Here is a 21,571-nt window from a genome sequence, read left to right as displayed (position 1 = left end):
GCGTAAGCGTGGGTCAATGGGGCGGGGTCAGGTGAGGCGGTTCGCGGTGTCGATCGCCTCGGCGAGCCGGCGGATCTCCTCGTTCTCCGTGCGGTCCGCCAAGTCCTCGGCGTGCTCGGCGAGTTCGTCGAGCCGCGGGGCGTCCGGCAGGGAGGGCTCGTCGTGGCGGAGGGCGTCGGCGAAGTAGGCGGCCGTGGCGGTGACCTTCAGGCCCCTGCTCGCGCTCCAGACGGAGTCGTCGAGGGCGTCGGTCTCCAGGTCGCCGGTCTCCTCGTGCGGGGCGCGGGTGCCGGGGTCGAGCCAGCGGACGGTGGCGGTGGCGAGGTGGCCCTCGGCGCCTGGCCTGACGCGGACGGCGTACAGGGCGGTGACGGTGTGGCCGGGGCCGACCTCGCCGCCGTCGACGCGGTCGTCGCGGAAGTCCTCGTCGGCGACCCGGCGGTTGTCGTAGCCGACCAGGCGGAACTCCTCGACGGTCTCGGGGTCGAAGGCGACCTGGGCCTTGGCGTCGCGGGCGGTGAGGTCGATGTTGCGCGGGAGTTCCTCGCAGAACACCTTGCGGGCCTCGTCCTCGTCGGACACGTAGACGGTGTGGCCGTCGCCCTTGTCGGCGAGGCGTTCCATCAGGGCGTCGCCGTAGTCGCTGCCGACGCCGACGCCGAAGAGGGTGATGCCGTGCTCGCGGCGCTCGCCGGAGATCCGCTCCAGGATCGTGTCGGCGTCGGTGTCGCCGGTGTTGGCGAGGGCGTCGGAGACGAGGACGACCCGGTTGGTCGCGCCCTTGCGCAGGCCCTCGACGGCCGTCTCGTAGCCGGTCTCGACGCCCGCGCCGAGGTTGGTGGAGTCGCGGGTCTCCAGCTCGGAGATGACGTCGTGGATCTCGTCGCGGTTGCCGTCGAGGCGGGTCATGGGCAGGACGGTCTCGGCCTCGTCGCTGAAGGTGACGATGGCGACCGAGTCGTCGTCGCGCAGCCGGTCCGTCATCACCGACAGGGACTCCTGGGCGAGGTCCAGGCGGCCCGGATCGGCCATGGAGCCCGATACGTCGATGACGAAGGTGAGGGCGGCGGGCAGGCGTTCGCCGGTGCGTTCGGTGGTGCGGGTGGCCAGGCCCACGCGGACCAGGGACCAGTCCTCGTCGTCGGTGCGGGCGCCGTCGACGGTGACCGAGAAACCGTCGCCGTCGGGGCGTTCGTAGTCCTGGCGGAAGCTGTTGACGAACTCCTCGGGGCGGACCGTCGAGGGGTCGGGAAGCCGGCCGTCGGCCAGTGTGCGGCGGGCGTAGTCGTAAGAGGCGGTGTCGACGTCGAGCGCGAAGGTCGAGAGGTGGTCGGGCTCTTCGCGGCGGTCGTCCTGCTCGCTGAGGCCCTGGCTCTGGGCGGGCGCGGGCAGGCCCGAGATGTCGCGGTCGGCGGCCTTGCTGCCCCCGCTGCTGTCGCCTGCCCCGCTGCACGCGGTGAGCAGCAGCCCGCCCGCCGCTGTGAGCGCCAGCAGCAGCTTGCGTGTCCGGTACCGCTCGTACGGCTTCATCGTCCGTGCCCCCTTGGTCCGTTGGCGTCGCCTTCTTGCGACTGTGACGGCGCAGGGGGCCGGAACGTGCGGTACGGGGGGTTGCGGAAGCGTCTCGAAGCGGCCACGGAGGCGGCCCGCCGAGACCGGTGGGTGATCCTCCGTTGACCTAGGAGACGACGTCCTTGCGGGCGAAACCGCGGAAGGCCAGGGCGAACAGCACGAGCGCGTACGTTACGGAAATCGACGTGCCCTGGATCATGTCCGTCCACTGCAACTGCGGCTGGACGGCGTCGAGCCAGGCGTACTGCCAGTGCGCGGGCAGGAAGTGCCGCCAGTCGCCGAGGGCGGTCACCTCGTCGAGGACGCTGCCGATGATGGTCAGGAACACCGCTCCGCCGACCGCGCCGAGCGGTGCGTCCGTCCGGGTCGACAGCCAGAACGCCAGGGCCGCGGTGACCAGTTGGGACACCATGATGTACACGACGACGATCAGCAGGCGCTGGGCCGCGGTGCCGGTGGGCAGGGTGCCGCCGGTGGGCAGCTCGAGCGGGCCCCAGCCGTAGGCGGCCGTGCCGACGACGAGGGCGACGATCGGAAGCAGCACCAGCGCGGCCAGGCTCAGGCTGAGTCCGACGGCGAGCTTGGACCACAGCAGCCGGGCCCGGGGCACGGGGGCCGCGAGCAGGTAGCGCAGGGACGACCAGCTGGCCTCGGAGGCGACCGTGTCGCCGCAGAACAGGGCGACGGGGACGACGAGCAGGAAGCCGGCGGCGGAGAAGAGGTTGACGGCGGCGAAGTTCGCTCCGGAGGCCGTCGCCGTGTCCATCAGGTTGACGCGGGTGTTGTTGCCGCCCGGGTCGCCGCCGACCTGGAAGGCGATGAGCAGGATGATCGGCAGGGCGAACAGGACACCGCCCATCACCATCGTGCGGCGCCGCTTCAGCTGCCGGACCAGCTCGACGCGGAACGGCAGGGTGCGGCCCGCGCGGTAGCCCTCGGCGACCTCGACGGGCTCGGCCCGGTCGGCGAGCTTGCTCATGCTTCGGCTCCGATCAGGGTGAGGAAGGCGTCCTCCAGGCGGCGGTGCGGGCCGACCGACCGCACGGGCACGTCCAGTCGTACGAGTTCGGCGACCAGGCGCTGCGGGGTGCCGTCGGCGTCGAGCTGGACCAGGAGGCCCTCGTCGACGGGCACGGCCGAGGCGACGCCCGGCAGGGCGGCGACCTTCTCGACGATCGGCTCGTCGACGGGCGTGGCCGTGCCCACCAGGAGGGTGTCGCCCGAGCCGACGATGTCCTCGACCGGGCCCGCCTGGACGAGCTGCCCGTGGTCCATGACGACCAGGTGCGTGCAGGTCTGCTCGACCTCCGCGAGGAGGTGGCTGGAGACGATGACCGTGCGCCCGGCCGCGGCGTAGCGGATCATCACCTCGCGCATCTCGCGGATCTGGGGCGGGTCGAGGCCGTTGGTCGGTTCGTCGAGGATGAGCAGGTCCGGCATGCCGAGCATGGCCTGGGCGATGGCCAGGCGCTGGCGCATGCCCTGGGAGTAGGTGCGCACCGCACGGGCGAGCGCGTCGCCGAGGCCCGCGATCTGAAGGGCCTCCTCCATGTGCGCGTCCTCGGCCGGGCGGCCGGTGGCGCGCCAGTACAGCTCCAGGTTCTCCCGGCCGGACAGGTGCGGCAGGAAGCCCGCGCCCTCGACGAAGGCGCCGACCCGGGACAGGACCGGGGCGCCCGGGCTGATGGCGTGGCCGAAGACGCGGATCTCGCCGCCGTCCGGCTTGATCAGGCCCATCAGCATGCGCAGGGTCGTGGTCTTGCCGGCGCCGTTCGGGCCGAGCAGTCCGAGCACCTGGCCCTTCTCCACGCGGAAGGACAGGTCCTTGACGGCGTACCGGTCGGAGGACTTGGCGTACCGCTTGGTCAGGTCCGTGATCTGGAGAGGCACGTCGGCGAGCTCGGGGTCCGGCGGGGCGGGTGCGGCCGTGCGGCGGCGTCCCGTGATGATCAGCGCCAGGGCGATCACGGCGCCGGCGAGCGGCATCCACCACACCCAGGCGGGCAGCGGGCCCTGTGCGTTGCTCTCGCCGAGCGCCGACGGGACCTTCAGGTCCCCCTTGAGGGAGACGGTGTACGTGGCCGGGGTCGCCGGGGAGGCGTAGCCGAGGTCCGTCGAGGCGAGGACCAGGCGCAGCCGGTGGCCGTCGTCGACCTCGTGGTCGATCGCCGGGAGGGTGATGGTGACGTCCTTGCCGGCCTTGGCGCCCTCGACCCTGATGGGCGTGACGAGCTGGGAGGGCAGCACCGGCTGGGTGCGGCCCGGGCCGACGTCGTAGACCTTGGCGAAGAGCACGGCGTCGTCGCTGGTGGACTTCACGTGGACCGTGGCCGTCGGGGAGCCGGTGATCTGGACGTCGTCCCGGAAGGGGGCCGACTCGAACGCGGCGAACTGGCCGGGGAAGTCGAGGGAGATCCCGACGCCGAGCGAGGACAGCTGGCTGAGGCCGCCCGCGCCGCCGAGGCCGGGCAGGGCGGAGACGCCGGGCGGGCTGGCGCCGGGCGGATTGTCGAAGCTCTGTTCGCGGCCGGCCAGGGCGATGGAGCGCTGCTTGCTCTCCAGGCCGGGGTAGCGGTCCGAGGTCACGCCGGTCAGGCGGGGTTCGCCGTCGCCGGAGCCGAGGCCGAGGGTGCGGGTGACGCGGAAGGCGGGGCCGGTGTCGGCGCCCTTGTCGTCCTTCAGGTAGCGGTCGAACCAGCTCTGCACGCGGCCCTGGACGCGGCTCGTCTCCATGTCGCCGCCGTCGTGGCCGCCGGCGATCCAGTCGACGTCGACGGGTGCGCCGCCCGCACGGATGGCCTTCGCCGCCTGGTCGGCCTGGCCGAGCGGGAAGAGGGAGTCGGACTGGCCCTGCATCAGCAGCGTCGGCACCTTGATGTCCTTGCCGACGGCGGAGGGCGAACGCTCGTCGAGCATCTTGCGCGCCTCGGCGTCCGGTTTGCCCGACTCTGCGACCCGCTCGTACATCCGGCACAGCGCGGGCTCGAACCGCTCGCAGCCGCCGCCGGAGTTGACGAAGATGCCGGCCCACAGCTTCTTGAACACGCCGTTCGGGAACAGCGCGTCGGCGAGGTTCCAGTACGTGATGGCCGGGGCGATGGCGTCCACCCGGGTGTCGTGTCCCGCCGTGAGCAGCGCGATGGCACCGCCGTAGGAGGCGCCGGCCATGCCCACGCGGGGGTCGCCGGGCTTGTCGAGTTCGACCTGGGGCTGCTTCGCGAGCCAGTCGATGAGCTTGGAGGCGTCGGCGACCTCGCCCTCGGGGTCGTTCAGCCCGATCTTCCCGTTGGACTTGCCGAACCCGCGCGCCGACCAGGTCAGCACCGCGTAGCCGTCTCTGGCGAGATCCTCGGCCTGCTGCCGTACGTCGTTCTTGCTGCCGCCGAAGCCGTGGCCGAGCAGGACGGCGGGGCGGCGGCCGTCACCGCCGGAGGTGAAGAACGAGGTGTCGATACGCACCCCGTTGCCCGTGTCCAGGACCCGGTCGGAGCGGTCGACCGGGGGCACCTCGTCGGACGCGACGGCCGTCCATGTCCCCGCGCCCGCGAGCACGACGACGGCGGCCCCGGCGGCGAGGAGCCTCCGGGGCCTCCGAAGCAGCCCGTTCAGTCCGGGCAGTCGAAGATCCATGCGTCAACGGTACGGGGTGAACCTGTCGGACAGTTGTCGACCGGAGGCTGAAGTGGGGGGCCTTCCAGGGGTGTACACGGGTTTTCGGTGTACTGCGGGTGGTGTACGGCTTCGAGCTCGGCGGGGGCTGTGCGTTGCCGGGTGCGGACGCGTGGGGCTGATCGCGCAGTTCCCCGCGCCCCTAAAAGGCCTGTTCATCCTCCGGTATGGAGACCAGCCAGCGTGTTTCCCTGCGCGGGCGGAGGTAGAGGGCCCAGTACAGGGTTGCTGTCGCTGTGATGCCGCCCGTCCAGAGCAGGTACGTCGGGTCCTGCTGGACGAGGATGTAGACCAGGACCACGATCAGCAGGAGCGGGGCGGCGGGCCACAGGGGCATGCGCCAGGCCGGGGTGTGTTGGTGGGGGCCCCGGCGTGACAGGAGCGCGGCGGTGGCGACCAGCAGGTACATGCCCGTCACCGAGACGCCCGTGACGCCGTAGAGGGTGTCCAGGTTCACGAAGCACAGCGCGGCGCCGGGGACGCCCACCGCGAGGGTGGAGACCCAGGGGGAGCCGAAGCGGCCGAGGCGGGAGAAGAGGGTGTTGACCGGGTCGGGCCAGGCCTTGTCGCGGGCCGAGGCGAACAGGACGCGGGAGTTCTGGATGACCATGACGATGCCGGCGTTGATGATCGCGAGGGCCACGCAGAGGCTGACGAACGTGCCGACGGCCGTGTTGGACCAGGCGGTGACCATGGTGCCGATGTCGCCTCCGGTCAGGGCGGCGAGGTCCGGGGCGCCCAGGGTGATGGCGGCGACCGGGACCAGGATGATCACGGCGGAGAGGGCGAGGGTGGCGAGCACGGTACGGGCGACCGTGCGGCGGGGGTTCTCCAGTTCCTCGGAGAGGTAGACGGCGGTGGAGAAGCCCTGGGTGACGAACAGGGCGATCGCGAGGCCGGAGACCACCAGGAGCGCCGTGACCGTGTCCGGGGCGCCGTCCGGGGCAGCCACCTGCATCGAGACCAGGCTGTCCGCACCGCGCTCGGCGTGGGCGAAGCCCAGGACCGCCACGACCGCCGCCGCGATGACCTCCAGGACCAGGAAGACACCGGTGATCCAGGCGTTGGCGCGCAGGTCGAGCAGGCCGGCGAGGGTGGCGAGGAGCATGACGGATGCGCCCGTCCAGGACGGGTCGAGGTGGACCAGGGGGGCCAGGTAGTCGGCCGTGCCCATCGCGATGACCGGCGGGACGATCATCACGACCAGGAGGGAGAGGACGAAGACCAGCCAGCCGGCGAGCCGTCCGGCGAGCGTCGAGACCATGGCGTACTCGCCGCCGGCGCTGGGGATGAGGGTGCCCAGCTCCGAGTAGCAGAACGCCACCGCGACGCAGAGCAGCGAGCCGATGGCGATGGTGAGCGCGGTGGCGGTGCCGAGCGAGCCGAACAGGTCGGGGACCACCACGAACAGCGTGGAGGCGGGCGTGACGCAGGAGAGGGTGAGGAGGGTGCCGCCGACGACTCCGATGGAGCGCTTGAGCTTCCTGGGGGGACGGTCCGGCGCGTGCGCGACGGCGGTCTCGACAGGGCGGAGCGTGTCGGTCATGCGGCGGTTCCCATCGGCTCGGCGGCTCGGCGGTGATGTGCGCAGCATCGAACCCCGACGAAAACCGACACGTCAATGGGTGTTTGCCTACGGAATCCGCAGCGAAAACGATCTCCGACTGTCCTTTTGATCACAAGGGGTCAGTGGAAACAGGTTCGGGGGCGCCTGCGGTTATCGCAGGCGCCCCCGGAGAAAAAACCTCAGTGGTTGCGCGGGAAGCCCAGGTCCACGCCCGCCGGGGCGTCGGCCGGGTCCGGCCAGCGGGTGGTGACGACCTTGCCTCGCGTGTAGAAGTGCGTGCCGTCGTTGCCGTAGATGTGGTGGTCGCCGAAGAGGGAGTCCTTCCAGCCGCCGAAGGAGTGGTAGCCCACGGGGACCGGGATCGGGACGTTCACGCCGACCATGCCGGCCTCGACCTCCAGCTGGAAGCGGCGGGCCGCGCCGCCGTCCCGGGTGAAGATCGCGGTGCCGTTGCCGAACGGCGAGGCGTTGATCAGGTCCAGGGCCTCCTCGTAGGTCTCCGTGCGCAGCACGCACAGGACCGGGCCGAAGATCTCGTCCTGGTAGGCCTTCGCCGACGTGGGCACCTTGTCGAGCAGCGAGATGCCGATCCAGTGGCCGTTCTCGAAACCGTCGACGGTGTGACCGGTGCCGTCGAGGACCACCTCGGCGCCCTCGGCCGCCGCGCCCTCGACGTAGGAGGCCACCTTGTCGCGGTGGACCTTGGTGATCAGCGGGCCCATCTCGGAGGCGGGGTCGTTGCCGGGGCCGATCTTGATCTTCTCGGCGCGCTCGCGGATCTTCTCGACCAGTTCGTCACCGACGGCGCCCACCGCGACGACCGCCGAGATGGCCATGCAGCGCTCGCCCGCCGAGCCGTAGGCGGCGGACACGGCGGCGTCGGCCGCGGCGTCCAGGTCGGCGTCCGGGAGGACCAGCATGTGGTTCTTGGCGCCGCCGAGCGCCTGGACGCGCTTGCCGTTGGCGGAGGCCGTGGTGTGGATGTAGCGGGCGATCGGGGTCGAGCCGACGAAGGAGACGGCCTTGACGTCCGGGTGCTCCAGCAGGCGGTCGACGGCCACCTTGTCGCCGTGGACGACGTTGAAGACGCCGTCCGGCAGGCCCGCCTCGGCGAGCAGCTCGGCGAGCTTGACCGACGCCGACGGGTCCTTCTCGGACGGCTTCAGCACGAACGTGTTGCCGCACGCGATGGCGAGCGGGAACATCCACATCGGCACCATCGCCGGGAAGTTGAACGGCGTGATGCCGGCGACCACGCCGAGCGGCTGGCGGAGCGAGGACACGTCCACGCGGCTCGCCACCTGCGTGGACAGCTCGCCCTTCAACTGGACGCTGATGCCGCAGGCCAGGTCGACGATCTCCAGGCCGCGCGCCACCTCGCCGAGCGCGTCGGAGTGCACCTTGCCGTGCTCGGCGGTGATCAGCTCCGCGATCGCGTCCCGGTTGGCGTCGAGCAGCGCGCGGAACTTGAAGAGGATGGACGTGCGCTGGGCCAGCGAGGACTGACCCCAGGTGGCGAAGGCCTCCTTGGCGGCGGCGACCGCCGCGTCCACCTCCTCGACCGAGGCGAACGCGACCTTCGTCGTCACCTCGCCGGTCGCCGGATCGGTCACCGGCCCGTGTGTGCCCGAGGCGCCTTCGACGGTCTTGCCGCCGATCCAGTGGTTGACGATCTTCGTCATGGCCGGGAACTCCTTCACAGATGGCGGCGTCGGGTGGAGACGTGCCGTTCGTACAGCTCGCGTGCCTTGACCGCGGACGGCCGTGTCGCGGTCTCGGCCACGGGTACATCCCACCAGGCCTGCGCGGGAGGCGCGCCCGACACTGTGTCTGCCGTTTGGGTCTCCACGTAGACACATGTGGGAGTGTCGGCGGCCCGGGCCTCGGCGAGCGCCGCCTCGAGGTCCCGCACGGTCTTCGCGCGCAGCACGCGCATGCCGAGGCTGGCCGCGTTGGCCGCGAGGTCCACCGGCAGCGGCGGCCCCGTGTACGTGCCGTCCTCGGACGGGAAGCGGTAGGCGGTGCCGAACCGCTCGCCGCCCACCGACTCGGACAGCCCGCCGATGGACGCGTAGCCGTGGTTCTGGATGATCAGGACCTTGATCGCGACGCCCTCCTGCACGGCCGTCACGATCTCCGTCGGCATCATCAGGTACGTGCCGTCGCCGACCAGCGCCCACACGGGACGGTCGGGGGCGGCCATCTTCACGCCGATGGCGGCCGGGATCTCGTAGCCCATGCAGGAGTAGCCGTACTCCAGGTGGTACTGGTCGCGGGACCGGGTCCGCCACAGCTTGTGCAGGTCGCCGGGGAGGGAACCGGCGGCGTTGATGAGGATGTCCGACTCGTCGACCAGGGCGTCCAGGACGCCGAGGACCTGCGGCTGGGTCGGGCGGGTGTCCGGCTCGTCCACCTCGTAGCAGGCGTCGACGCGCTGCTCCCAGCGTTCCTTGTCCTCGGTGTACTCGGTGGCGTACAGCGGCGCGACCCGGTGGCCGTGCATCTCCAGCCGCTCGGTCAGCTCCTCCAGGCCGGTGCGGGCGTCCGCGATCAGGGGCTGCCCGGCGAGCTTGTGGCCGTCGAAGGAGGCGATGTTGAGGTTGAGGAACCGGACGTTCTCGCCGGTGAAGAGGGTGCCGGAGGCGGTGGTGAAGTCGGTGTAGCGGGTGCCGACGCCGATCACCAGGTCGGCGGTGCGGGCGAGTTCGTCCGCGGTGGCGGTGCCGGTGTGGCCGATGCCGCCGACGTCCTGGGGGTGGTCGTGGCGCAGGGAGCCCTTGCCGGCCTGGGTGGAGGCGACCGGGATGCCGGTGGTCTCGGCGAACTCGGCGAGCGCCTCCTCGGCGCGGCTGTGGTGGACGCCGCCGCCGGCGACGACCAGGGGCCTCTTCGCCGCGCGGATGATCCGTACCGCCTCGGCGAGTTCCGCCGGGTCGGCGCCGGGACGCCGTACGGTCCAGACGCGCTCGGCGAAGAACTCGTCGGGCCAGTCGTACGCCTCGGCCTGCACGTCCTGGGGCAGCGCGAGGGTGACGGCGCCGGTCTCGACGGGGTCGGTGAGCACGCGCATCGCGTTCAGCGCCGACGGGATCAGCACCTCCGGGCGCGTGATCCGGTCGAAGTACTTCGACACCGGGCGCAGACAGTCGTTGACCGACACGTCGCCCGCGTACGGCACCTCCAGTTGCTGGAGGACCGGGTCGGCGGGGCGGGTGGCGAAGATGTCGCCTGGCAGCAGCAGCACCGGCAGGTGGTTGATGGTCGCCAGGGCGGCACCGGTGACGAGGTTGGTGGCGCCCGGGCCGATGGAGGTCGTCACCGCGTGCGTGGACAGGCGGCCCGACTGGCGCGCGTAACCGACCGCGGCGTGCACCATGGCCTGTTCGTTGCGGCCCTGGTGGTACGGCATCGCGTCGGTGTGTTCCAGGAGCGCCTGGCCGATGCCGGCGACGTTGCCGTGGCCGAAGATGCCCCAGGTGGCGCCGATGAGCCGCTGCCGTACGCCGTCGCGTTCGGTGTACTGGGCGGACAGGAAGCGTACGAGCGCCTGAGCGACCGTCAGCCTCGTCGTCGAGGTCATCGGTATCCCCCTACCTGTGGATGGTCACGGATACGCAGTGGCCGCCGCGGGTGTTCACCGCCGGGAGCCTGGGGGACCTCCGGCGCGGGGCCGTAGCGGGCGGGGAGTTGTCGCTCGCACTTCGCTCCTGCCAAAGCAAAGCGGCCTCCCGCGCCGGAGGCGATCTGGGCCCGGGCGTCACACACGCCCGGGAGGGGCGGCACGATCCGCACGCCGGTCGTGGTGCCCTCGGGGATGTACGGCTCACTGCTCATGAAGCGGCCCTCACAGCAGTCCTACGGCGGTGTCCACGGCGGCGGCCACGTCGCCGTCCGCCGGGTACAGCAGCGAACGGCCGACCACCAGCCCGCGCACGGTGGGCAGTTGCAGGGCGCCGCGCCACTTCTCGTACGCCCCGTCCTGGTCCTCGCCCACCTCGCCGCCCAGCAGTACGGCGGGCAGCGTGGAGGCGGCCATGACCTCGGCCATGTCGTCGGGGTTGTCGGTGACCGGCACCTTCAGCCAGGTGTAGGCCGACGTGCCGCCCAGGCCCGAGGCGATGGCGATCGACCGGGTGACGGCCTCGGCGGACAGGTCGTTGCGCAGCCGGCCCGTCTCGTCGCGGCGGGAGATGAACGGCTCGACGAAGACGGGGAGCCGGCGGGCCGCCATGTCGTCGATGGCGCGGGCGGTGGACTCCAGGGTGGTGAGGGAGCCCGGGTCGTCGTAGTCGATGCGCAGGAGCAGCTTGCCCGCGTCGAAGCCGAGGCGCTCGATGTCCTCGGGGCGGTGACCGGTGAAGCGGTCGTCGAGTTCGAAGCGCGCGCCCTGGAGGCCGCCGCGGTTCATCGAGCCCAGGACGACCTTGCCGTCGAGGGCGCCGAGCAGGAGCAGGTCGTCGAGGATGTCGGCGGTGGCGAGGACGCCGTCCACGCCGGGGCGGGACAGGGCCAGGCAGAGGCGTTCGAGGAGGTCGGCGCGGTTGGCCATGGCCATGCTGCGGCCGCCGACGCCGAGCGCGCCGCGGGCCGGGTGGTCGGCGGCGACGATCATCAGCCGGCCGTGGTCGTTCAGCAGGGGCCGGCGGGGGCGGCGGGCGGCGGCCTCGGCGATCGCCTCCGGGCGGTGGCTGCGGAGACGCACGAGTTCGGAGACGTCGACGGTCACTTGACGGCCCCCGCGGTGACGGCCGTCTCGATCTCGTCCGGGGTGGGCATCGCGGACGAGCACTCCAGGCGGGAGGCGACGATGGCGCCGGCGGCGTTGGCGTGCCGCATGGTCTTCTCCAGGTCCCAGCCGGCCAGCAGGCCGTGGACCAGGGAGCCGCCGAAGGCGTCTCCGGCGCCGAGGCCGTTGAGGACGTTCACCGGCAGCGGCGGGACCTCGGCGCTCTCACCGTCGCGGTGCACGGCCAGGACGCCCTTCGGGCCCTGCTTGACGACGGCCAGCTCGACACCGGCGTCCAGGAGTGCCCGGGCGGCGGCGTGCGGCTCGCGCACGCCCGTGGCGACCTCCACCTCGTCGAGGTTGCCGACGGCGACGGTGGTGTGGCGCAGGGCCTCCTGGTAGAAGGGGCGGGCCGCGTCGGGGTCGCTCCAGAACATCGGGCGCCAGTCGAGGTCGAAGACGGTCGTGCCGGACTTGGCGCGGTGGGCGAGGGCCGCGAGGGTCGCCGTACGGCTCGGCTCCTCGCTCAGGCCCGTGCCCGTGACCCAGAAGACGCGGGCGTCGCGGATGGCGTCGAGGTCGAGCTCGTGGGCGTCGATCTCCAGGTCGGGGGCCTTGGGCTGCCGGTAGAAGTACAGCGGGAAGTCGTCCGGCGGGAAGACCTCGCAGAAGGTGACCGGGGTGGGCAGGCCGGGGACCGGGGTGACCCAGCGGTCGTCCACGCCGAAGCCCTTCAGGGCCTCGTGCAGATAGGTGCCGAAGGGGTCGTCGCCGGTGCGGGTGATCACCGCCGTGCGCCGCCCCAGGCGGGCCGCCGCGACCGCGACGTTCGTGGCCGAGCCGCCGAGGAACTTGCCGAAGGAGGTGACCTGCGGCAGCGGGACGCCCGTCTGGAGCGGATACAGATCCACTCCGATGCGCCCCATGGTGATCAGGTCGTACGCCATCGGTTTCCCCTCGGTGTCGGCTCTCCCCGGCTTTGTAGTCCCCTTTCCGAAGCCCTGTCAATGTTTTGTCCGGACATTCGGACCAGATCATGACAGCGCTTTCCGGTGTCGTGCGCATGCGTCCCCTGCGTACGCCCCCTCGTTTCCTCAGTCTTCGCCTGATGCCGCGTCAAGGCACCCCGCCGGGGCTCGGGCGGGCGCGTTTGCCCCGGCTGTGTCACAAACGCCCCCTTCCTGTCACAGGTGTCCCGTGTACGCGGACCTTCCGTCACACCCGGCGCACAGGGCCTGCCCTGTGTCACGGAGTGTCGTTGACCGGACACAGGCTTGTTGATCGCCAGCGCAGCGCCCGGCTCCCCCGGACGGCCGTCCCCGGCCGCCGCCGTGGTGCGCGCGGGGAGGTGCATGTCATGACCGACCGAAGGCTCTGGTCCTACAAGGAGATCGCGGCACACATCCGGGTGCAGCCGGACACCGTGCGGTCCTACCGCAAGCACGGACTGCTGCCGCCGCCCGACCACGTCGAGGGCGGCAAGCCCTACTGGTACGCCGACACGGTCCGGGCCTGGGTGGCGTCCCGGCCCGGCAACCGCGCCCGAAGAGCCGACTGACCGTCCCGGCCCGCCCCCGTGCCCCACCGCCGCGTGGGGCACGGCCGTCTCCGGGGAGGATCAGCGCCACGGCTCGATGACCGTCGCGCCCGCCGGTGGCGCCGTCCCCATCGCCGCCAAGGCGGGCGGGGCCTCGTCCAGCGGGATCGCGGACGTCACCAGCAGGTCGGGGCGCAGGACGCCGCTGCGGACCAGCTCCAGCATCGGCGGGTAGCCGTGCGCGGCCATGCCGTGGCTGCCGAGGAGTTCCAGCTCCAGGGCTGTCGCGCGGGCCATCGGCACGGGTGTCGTGCCGGTCGGCGAGGGCAGCAGGCCGACCTGGACGTGCCGGCCGCGGCGGCGCAGGCCGTTCACGGAGGCGGCGCAGGTGGCGGGGGAACCGAGGGCGTCCAGGGAGAGATGGGCACCGCCGCCGGTGAGGTCACGGACCGCCGCCGCGGGGTCCGTGACGGCCGACGCGTCCAGGCACTGCGCCGCCCCGAACCTCCGCGCCAGATCCAGCGCCCGGGCCGACACGTCGACGGCCACGACCCGCGCGCCCGACGCCGCCGCGATCATCACCGCCGAGAGACCGACCCCGCCGCAGCCGTGCACCGCGACCCACTCCCCCGCAGCGACCCGGCCCTGCCGCACCACAGCCCGGTACGCCGTGGCGAACCGGCAGCCGAGGGAGGCCGCCGTCGCGAACGACAGGTCCTCAGGGATGGCCACGAGGTTGACGTCGGCGTGGTCCAGGGCCACGTACTGGGCGAAGGAGCCCCAGTGCGAGAAGCCGGGCTGGGTCTGCCGCTCGCACACCTGGTGGTCGCCCGCCGCGCAGGACGGGCAGGTGCCGCAGGCGCAGATGAACGGCACGGTGACCCGGTCGCCGGGCCGCCAGCGGGTCACCCGGCCGCCCACTGCCTCGACGACCCCGGCGAGTTCATGCCCCGGCACGTGCGGCAGCGCGATGTCCGGGTCATGGCCCTGCCAGCCGTGCCAGTCGCTGCGGCACAGCCCCGTGGCCTCGACCCGCACGACGACCCCGTGCTCCGCGGGCTCCGGATCGGCGACGTCCCGCACCTCGGCCGGCTCCCCGAACCGCTCGAACACCACGGCCCGCATGATCCACCCGCCTTCCGTTCGTGCCCGTGATCGCCGGTTGTCCTCACGCCCCGGGCAGTAAGCGTCCCGGGGAACGCTAGCCCGTCCGTGCGGGCCCCTGGGCCGCTGACCGGGGGCGTCGTGAACTGATACCCCCTAGGGGTACAGTGGGGTGTGCGGACCCCAAGGGTCCCCATTGCCCCACACACCTCGACGAGGAGTAACGAGATGACCGCCCAGACCGACACCACGGGCCCCGTCACCACCGTCTACAAGGTGAGCGGCATGAGCTGCGGACACTGCGAGGGCGCCGTTTCCGGCGAGATCTCCCAGATCTCCGGCGTCAGCTCGGTGACGGCCGTCGCCTCGACCGGCGAGGTCACCGTCGTCTCCGCCGCCCCGCTCGACGACGAGGCCGTACGCGCGGCCGTCGACGAGGCCGGTTTCGAGCTGGCCGGACGGGCCTGAAACACACAGGCCCAAGAACTTCGGACTGTCGGCCGGGCCTGAGACACCCCACCCCTGGCACTCGTACCGACGTGAGGGCCGTACGCCGCCGCCCCCGGCCCGTACGGCCCGCCCCGCTTCCCGGGCGCACCGCAACTCCTGGAGTACGGACATGACCAGCACCACCGCCAAGGCGCCGGCCGACCGCGAGCCGGCGCTCGCCGAGGTCGAGCTGCTCATCGGCGGGATGACCTGCGCCTCCTGCGCGGCCCGCGTCGAGAAGAAGCTCAACCGCATGGACGGCGTCACCGCCACGGTGAACTACGCGACGGAGAAGGCCCGGGTCACCTACCCCGCGGGCACCGAGGTCGCCGACCTGATCGCGACCGTGGTGAAGACCGGGTACACCGCCGAGGAGCCCGCGCCCGCGCGCGAGGAGGAGCCCGCCGACGGCACGCACGCCGCCGGGGAGGACCCCGAGCTGTCGGCCCTGCGCCGCCGCCTCGCCGTCTCCGCCGCCCTCGCCGTGCCGGTCATCCTGCTGGCCATGATCCCAGCGCTCCAGTTCGACAACTGGCAGTGGCTCTCGCTCACCCTCGCCGCCCCGGTCGTCGCCTGGGGCGGGCTGCCCTTCCATCGGGCGGCCTGGACGAACGTCCGGCACGGCGCCGCCACCATGGACACGCTGGTCTCCCTCGGCACGCTGGCCGCGTTCGGCTGGTCCCTGTGGGCCCTGTTCCTCGGCGACGCGGGCATGCCCGGCATGCGGCACCCCTTCGAGCTCACGGTCTCGCGCGGCGACGGCGCCTCCTCGATCTACCTGGAGGTCGCCTCCGGCGTCACGGCGTTCATCCTGCTGGGCCGCTACCTGGAGGCGCGCTCCAAGCGCCGTGCGGGAGCGGCCCTCAAGGCGCTGATGGAACTGGGCGCCAAGGAGGTGGCCGTCCTGCGGGACGGGCGTGAGGTGCGGATCCCGGCGCAGCGGCTGGCCGTCGGCGACCGGTTCGTCGTACGGCCGGGCGAGAAGGTCGCCACGGACGGCACGGTCGTGGAAGGCGCCTCCGCGGTGGACGCCTCCATGCTGACCGGCGAGTCCGTGCCGGTGGACGTGACGGCCGGGGACGCGGTCACCGGCGCGACCGTCAACGCGGGCGGGCGGCTCGTCGTCGAGGCCACCCGGATCGGCGCCGACACGCAGCTCGCGCGGATGGCGAAGCTGGTGGAGGACGCGCAGAACGGCAAGGCCGAGGTGCAGCGGCTCGCCGACCGGATCGCCGGCGTCTTCGTGCCGGTGGTCCTGCTGATCGCCGCCGCCACGGCCGGGGCCTGGCTGGGGATGACCGGTGACGGCGTCGCCGCGTTCACCGCCGCGGTCGCGGTCCTGATCATCGCCTGCCCGTGCGCCCTGGGCCTGGCCACCCCGACCGCGCTGATGGTCGGCACCGGCCGCGGCGCCCAGCTCGGCATCCTCATCAAGGGCCCGGAGGTCCTGGAGTCCACGCGCCGGATCGACACGGTCGTCCTGGACAAGACCGGCACGGTCACCACGGGCCGGATGACGCTCCAGGAGGTCCATGTCGCCGAGGGTGCCGACGAGAAGGAGGTGCTGCGGCTGGCGGGCGCCGTCGAGCACGCCTCCGAGCACCCCGTGGCCCGGGCGATCGCGCTGGGCGCCGCGGAGAGGGCCGGACAGCTCCCGGACGTCGAGGACTTCGAGAACGTCCCCGGCCGGGGCGTACGGGGGCGCGTGGAGGGCCGTGAGGTCGCCGTGGGGCGGCTCTTCGACGACGTACCGCCGGAGCTGGCCCGTGCGCGGGACGAGGCCGAACGGGACGGCCGTACGGCCGTCCTGGCCGGCTGGGACGGGACGGCGAAGGCCGTGCTGGCCGTGGCGGACGCGGTCAAGGAGACCAGCGCGGAGGCGGTGCGGGAGCTGCGCGCACTGGGGCTCACGCCGGTGCTGCTGACCGGGGACAACCGGGCGGTGGCCGATGCGGTGGCCGAGGCCGTCGGGATCGACCGGGTGATCGCGGAGGTCCTGCCCGAGGACAAGGTCGACGCCGTACGGCGGCTGCAGGCCGAGGGGCGGGTCGTCGCCATGGTGGGTGACGGCGTCAACGACGCGGCCGCGCTCGCCACCGCCGACCTGGGCCTGGCCATGGGTACCGGCACGGACGCGGCGATCGAGGCGGGCGATCTGACGCTGGTGCGCGGCGACCTGCGGGTGGCCGCGGACGCGATCCGGCTGTCCCGCCGGACGCTGGCCACGATCAAGGGCAACCTCGTGTGGGCCTTCGGCTACAACGTCGCCGCGCTGCCACTGGCCGCCGCGGGGCTGCTGAACCCGATGATCGCCGGGGCCGCGATGGCCTTCTCGTCGGTCTTCGTCGTCACGAACAGTCTCCGGCTCCGGACATTCCGGTGAAGTCCCCCGAATTCGCCCTAAGTTCACGGCGAACGTGATATGAGCCCCTCTGGAGTCCCGGGCCCGGCTCACATAAGCTCTTCACAAGGCTCGCGCATCATCCTTACGCTTGAGCCCCGGACGGCATATCCGGGCTCTTGCGTATCTACCGGACATACGCAAGAGACGCAGATCACAGTGATGTGAACGTAACCATCGAAGGGGTTCGAAGGTCTAAGTTGACGATGTCAGGGAGCGTCTTGGGGGGCGTCACCTGGCATCTGGAGATGTCTTGGGGGACTTCTCCAGAGATGCGTTGCCGGGGCACGTACACCGGGAAGCTTTGAGCGGCCCTCCCGGTCGTGCGTTGTCCCGGCAGACCGCACACCCGCAGTACGGCGAGTTTCGCTCGTTGTGCTCACAGCGATTCAGGCGCTGTCCTCACAGACGCCCGGCCGGATCCCGTGGGGGGAATCCGTACCGGGACTGGGAAGGCGCCCTGGTCGTCGGCCCGTGGGGGGACCGGCGACAGGGCGCCTTCTTTTCTTTGCCGCCACTCCGGTTTTGTCTGCCGCCACTGCGGCCTTCTCGCGCCGCAGGTAACGCAAGAGCCCCCGCACCCGCACGAGCGGATACGGGGGCCGAGCGGACTTGCGCCTCAGCGCTCCTCGACGGGCACGAAGTCGCGCTCGACGACGCCCGTGTAGATCTGGCGCGGGCGGCCGATGCGGGAGCCCGGCTCCTTGATCATCTCGTGCCACTGGGCGATCCAGCCCGGCAGCCGGCCGAGGGCGAACAGGACCGTGAACATCTCGGTCGGGAAGCCCATGGCCCGGTAGATCAGGCCGGTGTAGAAGTCGACGTTCGGGTAGAGGCTGCGCGAGACGAAGTAATCGTCGGAGAGCGCGTGCTCTTCCAGCTTCAGCGCGATGTCCAGCAGCTCGTCGGACTTGCCGAGGGCGGACAGCACGTCGTGCGCGGCGGCCTTGATGATCTTGGCGCGCGGGTCGAAGTTCTTGTAGACCCGGTGGCCGAAGCCCATCAGGCGGACGCCGTCCTCCTTGTTCTTCACCTTGCGGATGAAGGAGTCGACGTCACCGCCGGAGTCGCGGATGCCCTCCAGCATCTCCAGCACGGACTGGTTGGCGCCGCCGTGCAGCGGGCCCCACAGCGCGTTGATGCCGGCGGAGATCGAGGCGAACATGTTCGCCTGCGAGGAGCCGACCAGGCGGACCGTGGAGGTCGAACAGTTCTGCTCGTGGTCCGCGTGCAGGATCAGCAGCTTGTCGAGCGCGGAGACCACGGTGGGGTCGAGGTCGTACTCCTGCGCCGGAACCGAGAAGGTCATCCGGAGGAAGTTCTCGACGTAGCCGAGGTCGTTGCGCGGGTAGACGAACGGGTGGCCGATCGACTTCTTGTACGCGTACGCCGCGATCGTCGGGAGCTTGGCGAGCAGACGGATCGTGGAGAGGTTGCGCTGGCGCTCGTCGAACGGGTTGTGGCTGTCCTGGTAGAACGTGGACAGCGCCGAGACGACCGAGGACAGCATGGCCATCGGGTGGGCGTCGCGCGGGAAGCCCTTGTAGAAGTTCTTGACGTCCTCGTGCAGCAGGGTGTGCTGCGTGATGTCGTTCTTGAACGTCGAGAGCTCGTCGACGGTCGGCAGCTCGCCGTTGATCAGCAGGTAGGCGACCTCCAGGAAGGTGGAGCGCTCGGCCAGCTGCTCGATCGGGTAGCCGCGGTACCGCAGGATGCCCGCTTCGCCGTCCAGGTAGGTGACGGCGGATTTGTAGGCGGCGGTGTTGCCGTACCCGCTGTCCAGCGTCACCAGACCGGTCTGGGCGCGGAGCTTGCCGATGTCGAAGCCCTTGTCACCGACGGTGCTGTCGATCACCGGGTAGGTGTACTCGCCGTCGCCGTACCGCAGTACTACAGAGTTGTCGCTCACGTCATCCCTCACCGACGTTGTGCCTCTTCTTCGAGGTGCCCTGACTGTCTCTACCATCCCCCATGTGGCGCAGGAGAGTGCACTCGGGGTCGACCACTGGGCCTATCGGCGGCACTGAGTGCCGCCAACCTGTCCATCCTGCCCCCTCCAGCCCTCCCCAGGAAAGCACTGTGTGACCTTTCCGACTTGTTTGATCGATCATTTTTCTGCTCCAGGCCCATGGGGGCCGGCGCCGAGGCCCCGGGGCCAGGGCACGACGTTCCCCGGCAGCGCGTGAACGCGTCGGCGTCAGTGTGACCCCTCCGGGAGCCGGCCTCCGGACAGGCGGAAGTCCAGTGCCGTGCACCGCCGCCCCGCGGACACCGTACGGACCGCCTGGCCCAGGGCCTTGCGCGATCCGACCAGCACCACCAGCTTCTTCGCCCGGGTGACCGCCGTGTACAGCAGGTTGCGCTGGAGCATCATCCAGGCCCCGGTGGTGACCGGGATGACGACAGCGGGGTACTCACTGCCCTGGGAGCGGTGGATCGTCACCGCGTACGCGTGGGCGAGCTCGTCGAGTTCGTCGAACTCGTACGGCACCTCCTCGTCCTCGTCCGTCCGCACCGTCAGCCGCTGGTCGTCGAGGTTGAGGGAAGTGACCACCCCGACCGTGCCGTTGAAGACGCCGTTCTCGCCCTTCTCGTAGTTGTTGCGGATCTGCGTGACCTTGTCGCCGACGCGGAAGACACGGCCGCCGAACCGCTTCTCGGGGAGGTCGGGGCGGGCGGGTGTGACGGCCTGCTGGAGCAGGCCGTTGAGGGTGCCGGCCCCGGCCGGGCCGCGGTGCATGGGCGCCAGGACCTGCACGTCCCGGCGGGGGTCCAGCCCGAACTTGGCGGGGATCCGCCGCGCCGCCACGTCCACCGTGAGCCGCCCCGCCTCCTCCGTGTCGTCCTCGACGAAGAGGAAGAAGTCCTTCATGCCGTCGGTGAGGGGGTGTTGGCCGGCGTTGATCCGGTGCGCGTTCGTCACCACGCCTGACTGCTGGGCCTGGCGGAAGACCCGGGTGAGGCGGACGGCGGGGATCGGGCCCCCGTCGGCGAGGAGGTCGCGCAGCACCTCCCCCGCGCCGACGCTGGGCAGCTGGTCCACGTCCCCGACGAAGAGCAGATGCGCCCCCGGAGGGACGGCCTTCACCAGCTTGTTGGCGAGGAGGAGGTCCAGCATGGACGCCTCGTCGACCACCACCAGGTCGGCGTCGAGCGGGCGGTCCCGGTCGTAGGCCGCGTCGCCGCCGGGCTTCAGCTCCAGCAGGCGGTGGACCGTGGAGGCCTCGGCGCCGGTGAGCTCGGACAGGCGCTTGGCGGCCCGGCCGGTCGGGGCGGCGAGCACGACCTTCGCCCTCTTGGCGCGGGCCAGCTCCACGATGGAGCGGACCGTGAAGGACTTGCCGCAGCCGGGGCCGCCGGTGAGGACGGCGACCTTCTCCGTCAGGGCGAGCTTGACGGCGGCCTCCTGCTCGGGGGCGAGGTCGACGCCGGTGCGTGTTCTCAGCCAGCCGAGGGCCTTGTCCCAGGCCACCGCCCGGAAGCCCGGCATCCGGTCCTCCTCCGTGCGCAGGAGGCGCAGCAGCTGGGCGGAGAGGGAGAGTTCGGCGCGGTGGAAGGGCACGAGGTAGACCGCGGTGACGGGCTCGCCGCCGTCAGGGCCCGGGACCCTCTCCCGTACGACACCGGGCTCCTCGCCGTCCTCCGCGGGCTCGGCCAGCTCGGCGAGGCACTCGATGACCAGGCCCGTGTCGACCTGGAGGAGCTTGACCGCGTCCTTGATCAGCTGCTCCTCCGGGAGGAAACAGTGACCCTGGTCGGTGGACTGCGACAGCGCGTACTGCAGGCCCGCCTTGACGCGCTCCGGGCTGTCGTGCGGGATGCCGACGGACTGGGCGATCTTGTCGGCGGTGAGGAAGCCGATGCCCCAGACGTCGGCGGCGAGGCGGTAGGGCTGGTTCTTCACGACGGAGATGGACGCGTCGCCGTACTTCTTGTAGATCCGCACCGCGATGGACGTGGACACCTCGACCGTCTGGAGGAAGAGCATGACCTCCTTGATGGCCTTCTGTTCCTCCCAGGCGTCGGCGATCTTCTTCGTCCGCTTGGGCCCGAGACCGGGGACCTCGATGAGTCGCTTGGGCTCCTCCTCGATGATCTGGAGGGTGTCCAGCCCGAAGTGCTGCGTGATCCGGTCGGCGAAGACCGGGCCGATGCCCTTGACCAGGCCGGAGCCGAGGTAGCGGCGGATGCCCTGGACGGTGGCGGGCAGGACCGTCGTGTAGTTCTCCACGTGAAACTGCTTGCCGTACTGGGGATGCGAGCCCCAGCGGCCCTCCATGCGCAGGGATTCCCCGACCTGGGCGCCGAGCAGCGCGCCCACGACCGTGAGCAGATCGCCGCCGCCTCTGCCGGTGTCGACCCGGGCGACCGTGTAGCCGTTCTCCTCGTTGGCGTACGTGATCCGCTCGAGAACGCCTTCGAGCACGGCGAGTCGCCGTTCGCCGGCGGGGGGTCCCGTCTGGTTGGGCATGATCCGACCGTACCGCCGGGGTGTGACAGCGGGAG

14 protein-coding genes and 1 pseudogene are annotated in these 21,571 nt (G+C 71.5%); 3 read left to right on the top strand and 12 right to left on the bottom strand.

What is annotated here, in order from left to right:
* Positions 1 to 27: 27 nt before the first annotated feature.
* The 9 genes and pseudogenes from ACZ3I3_RS26605 to iolC all read right to left on the bottom strand — a co-directional run bounded on the left by ACZ3I3_RS26605 (position 28) and on the right by iolC (position 12,481).
* Positions 28 to 1,530, bottom strand: a complete 1,503-nt coding sequence (locus tag ACZ3I3_RS26605) for a vWA domain-containing protein (RefSeq protein WP_467369101.1) — start codon at positions 1,528 to 1,530, stop codon at positions 28 to 30.
* A gap of 148 nt (positions 1,531 to 1,678) precedes the next feature.
* Positions 1,679 to 2,551, bottom strand: a complete 873-nt coding sequence (locus ACZ3I3_RS26600) for an ABC transporter permease (protein ID WP_467369099.1) — start codon at positions 2,549 to 2,551, stop codon at positions 1,679 to 1,681.
* Positions 2,548 to 5,202 carry a CocE/NonD family hydrolase gene (locus ACZ3I3_RS26595; RefSeq protein WP_467369097.1) on the bottom strand — a complete coding sequence of 885 codons (2,655 nt, stop codon included), beginning with the start codon at positions 5,200 to 5,202 and terminating at the stop codon, positions 2,548 to 2,550. Before ACZ3I3_RS26595 ends, ACZ3I3_RS26600 begins: the two co-directional genes overlap by 4 nt.
* A 181-nt stretch (positions 5,203 to 5,383) precedes the next feature.
* Positions 5,384 to 6,787, bottom strand: a complete 1,404-nt coding sequence (locus tag ACZ3I3_RS26590; protein WP_467369095.1) for an APC family permease — start codon at positions 6,785 to 6,787, stop codon at positions 5,384 to 5,386.
* Positions 6,788 to 6,987: 200 nt separating this feature from the next.
* Complete coding sequence (gene mmsA, locus ACZ3I3_RS26585) at positions 6,988 to 8,490, bottom strand: CoA-acylating methylmalonate-semialdehyde dehydrogenase (RefSeq protein WP_467369093.1); 1,503 nt, start codon at positions 8,488 to 8,490, stop codon at positions 6,988 to 6,990.
* Positions 8,491 to 8,504: 14 nt separating this feature from the next.
* Positions 8,505 to 10,388, bottom strand: coding sequence for a 3D-(3,5/4)-trihydroxycyclohexane-1,2-dione acylhydrolase (decyclizing) (gene iolD, locus ACZ3I3_RS26580; protein ID WP_467369091.1), 1,884 nt, complete (start codon positions 10,386 to 10,388; stop codon positions 8,505 to 8,507).
* Positions 10,389 to 10,459: 71 nt separating this feature from the next.
* Positions 10,460 to 10,567 (bottom strand): annotated as a pseudogene (locus tag ACZ3I3_RS26575) (5-deoxy-glucuronate isomerase); the annotation flags it as partial.
* 85 nt (positions 10,568 to 10,652) lie between these two features.
* Positions 10,653 to 11,534, bottom strand: coding sequence for a Cgl0159 family (beta/alpha)8-fold protein (locus ACZ3I3_RS26570; protein WP_467369090.1), 882 nt, complete (start codon positions 11,532 to 11,534; stop codon positions 10,653 to 10,655).
* Positions 11,531 to 12,481 (bottom strand): 5-dehydro-2-deoxygluconokinase, encoded by a 951-nt coding sequence (gene iolC / locus ACZ3I3_RS26565; protein ID WP_467369088.1) that lies wholly within the window; start codon positions 12,479 to 12,481, stop codon positions 11,531 to 11,533. Before iolC ends, ACZ3I3_RS26570 begins: the two co-directional genes overlap by 4 nt.
* A gap of 410 nt (positions 12,482 to 12,891) precedes the next feature.
* Between iolC and ACZ3I3_RS26560 the strand changes: the two genes are divergently transcribed.
* The gene (locus tag ACZ3I3_RS26560) at positions 12,892 to 13,092 is read left to right on the top strand and encodes a helix-turn-helix transcriptional regulator (protein ID WP_114252715.1); all 201 of its coding nucleotides are present in this window, start codon (positions 12,892 to 12,894) and stop codon (positions 13,090 to 13,092) included.
* Positions 13,093 to 13,152: 60 nt separating this feature from the next.
* On the opposite strand, the gene ACZ3I3_RS26555 is transcribed toward ACZ3I3_RS26560, so the two are convergent.
* Positions 13,153 to 14,196: a zinc-dependent alcohol dehydrogenase family protein gene (locus ACZ3I3_RS26555; protein ID WP_467369085.1), complete on the bottom strand. Its 1,044-nt coding sequence runs from the start codon at positions 14,194 to 14,196 to the stop codon at positions 13,153 to 13,155.
* A 207-nt stretch (positions 14,197 to 14,403) separates the two neighbouring features.
* Here ACZ3I3_RS26555 and ACZ3I3_RS26550 point away from each other — a divergent pair, with 207 nt between their 5' ends.
* Complete coding sequence (locus tag ACZ3I3_RS26550; protein WP_467369083.1) at positions 14,404 to 14,643, top strand: heavy-metal-associated domain-containing protein; 240 nt, start codon at positions 14,404 to 14,406, stop codon at positions 14,641 to 14,643.
* Positions 14,644 to 14,794: 151 nt separating this feature from the next.
* A complete protein-coding gene (locus ACZ3I3_RS26545) occupies positions 14,795 to 17,047 on the top strand; it encodes a heavy metal translocating P-type ATPase (RefSeq protein ID WP_467369081.1) in 2,253 nt (750 codons plus the stop codon).
* A gap of 637 nt (positions 17,048 to 17,684) precedes the next feature.
* On the opposite strand, the gene ACZ3I3_RS26540 is transcribed toward ACZ3I3_RS26545, so the two are convergent.
* Both ACZ3I3_RS26540 and recD2 read right to left on the bottom strand, forming a co-directional pair.
* Positions 17,685 to 18,974 (bottom strand): citrate synthase, encoded by a 1,290-nt coding sequence (locus ACZ3I3_RS26540; RefSeq protein WP_363121849.1) that lies wholly within the window; start codon positions 18,972 to 18,974, stop codon positions 17,685 to 17,687.
* A 288-nt stretch (positions 18,975 to 19,262) separates the two neighbouring features.
* Positions 19,263 to 21,536: an SF1B family DNA helicase RecD2 gene (gene recD2, locus ACZ3I3_RS26535; RefSeq protein ID WP_467369078.1), complete on the bottom strand. Its 2,274-nt coding sequence runs from the start codon at positions 21,534 to 21,536 to the stop codon at positions 19,263 to 19,265.
* Between the last annotated feature and the right edge of the window lie 35 nt (positions 21,537 to 21,571).

Source organism: Streptomyces sp. NPDC016851 (assembly GCF_055562795.1).
The sequence above is the reverse complement of the archived record's forward strand: the minus strand, read 5'-3'. Positions and strand labels throughout refer to the sequence as shown.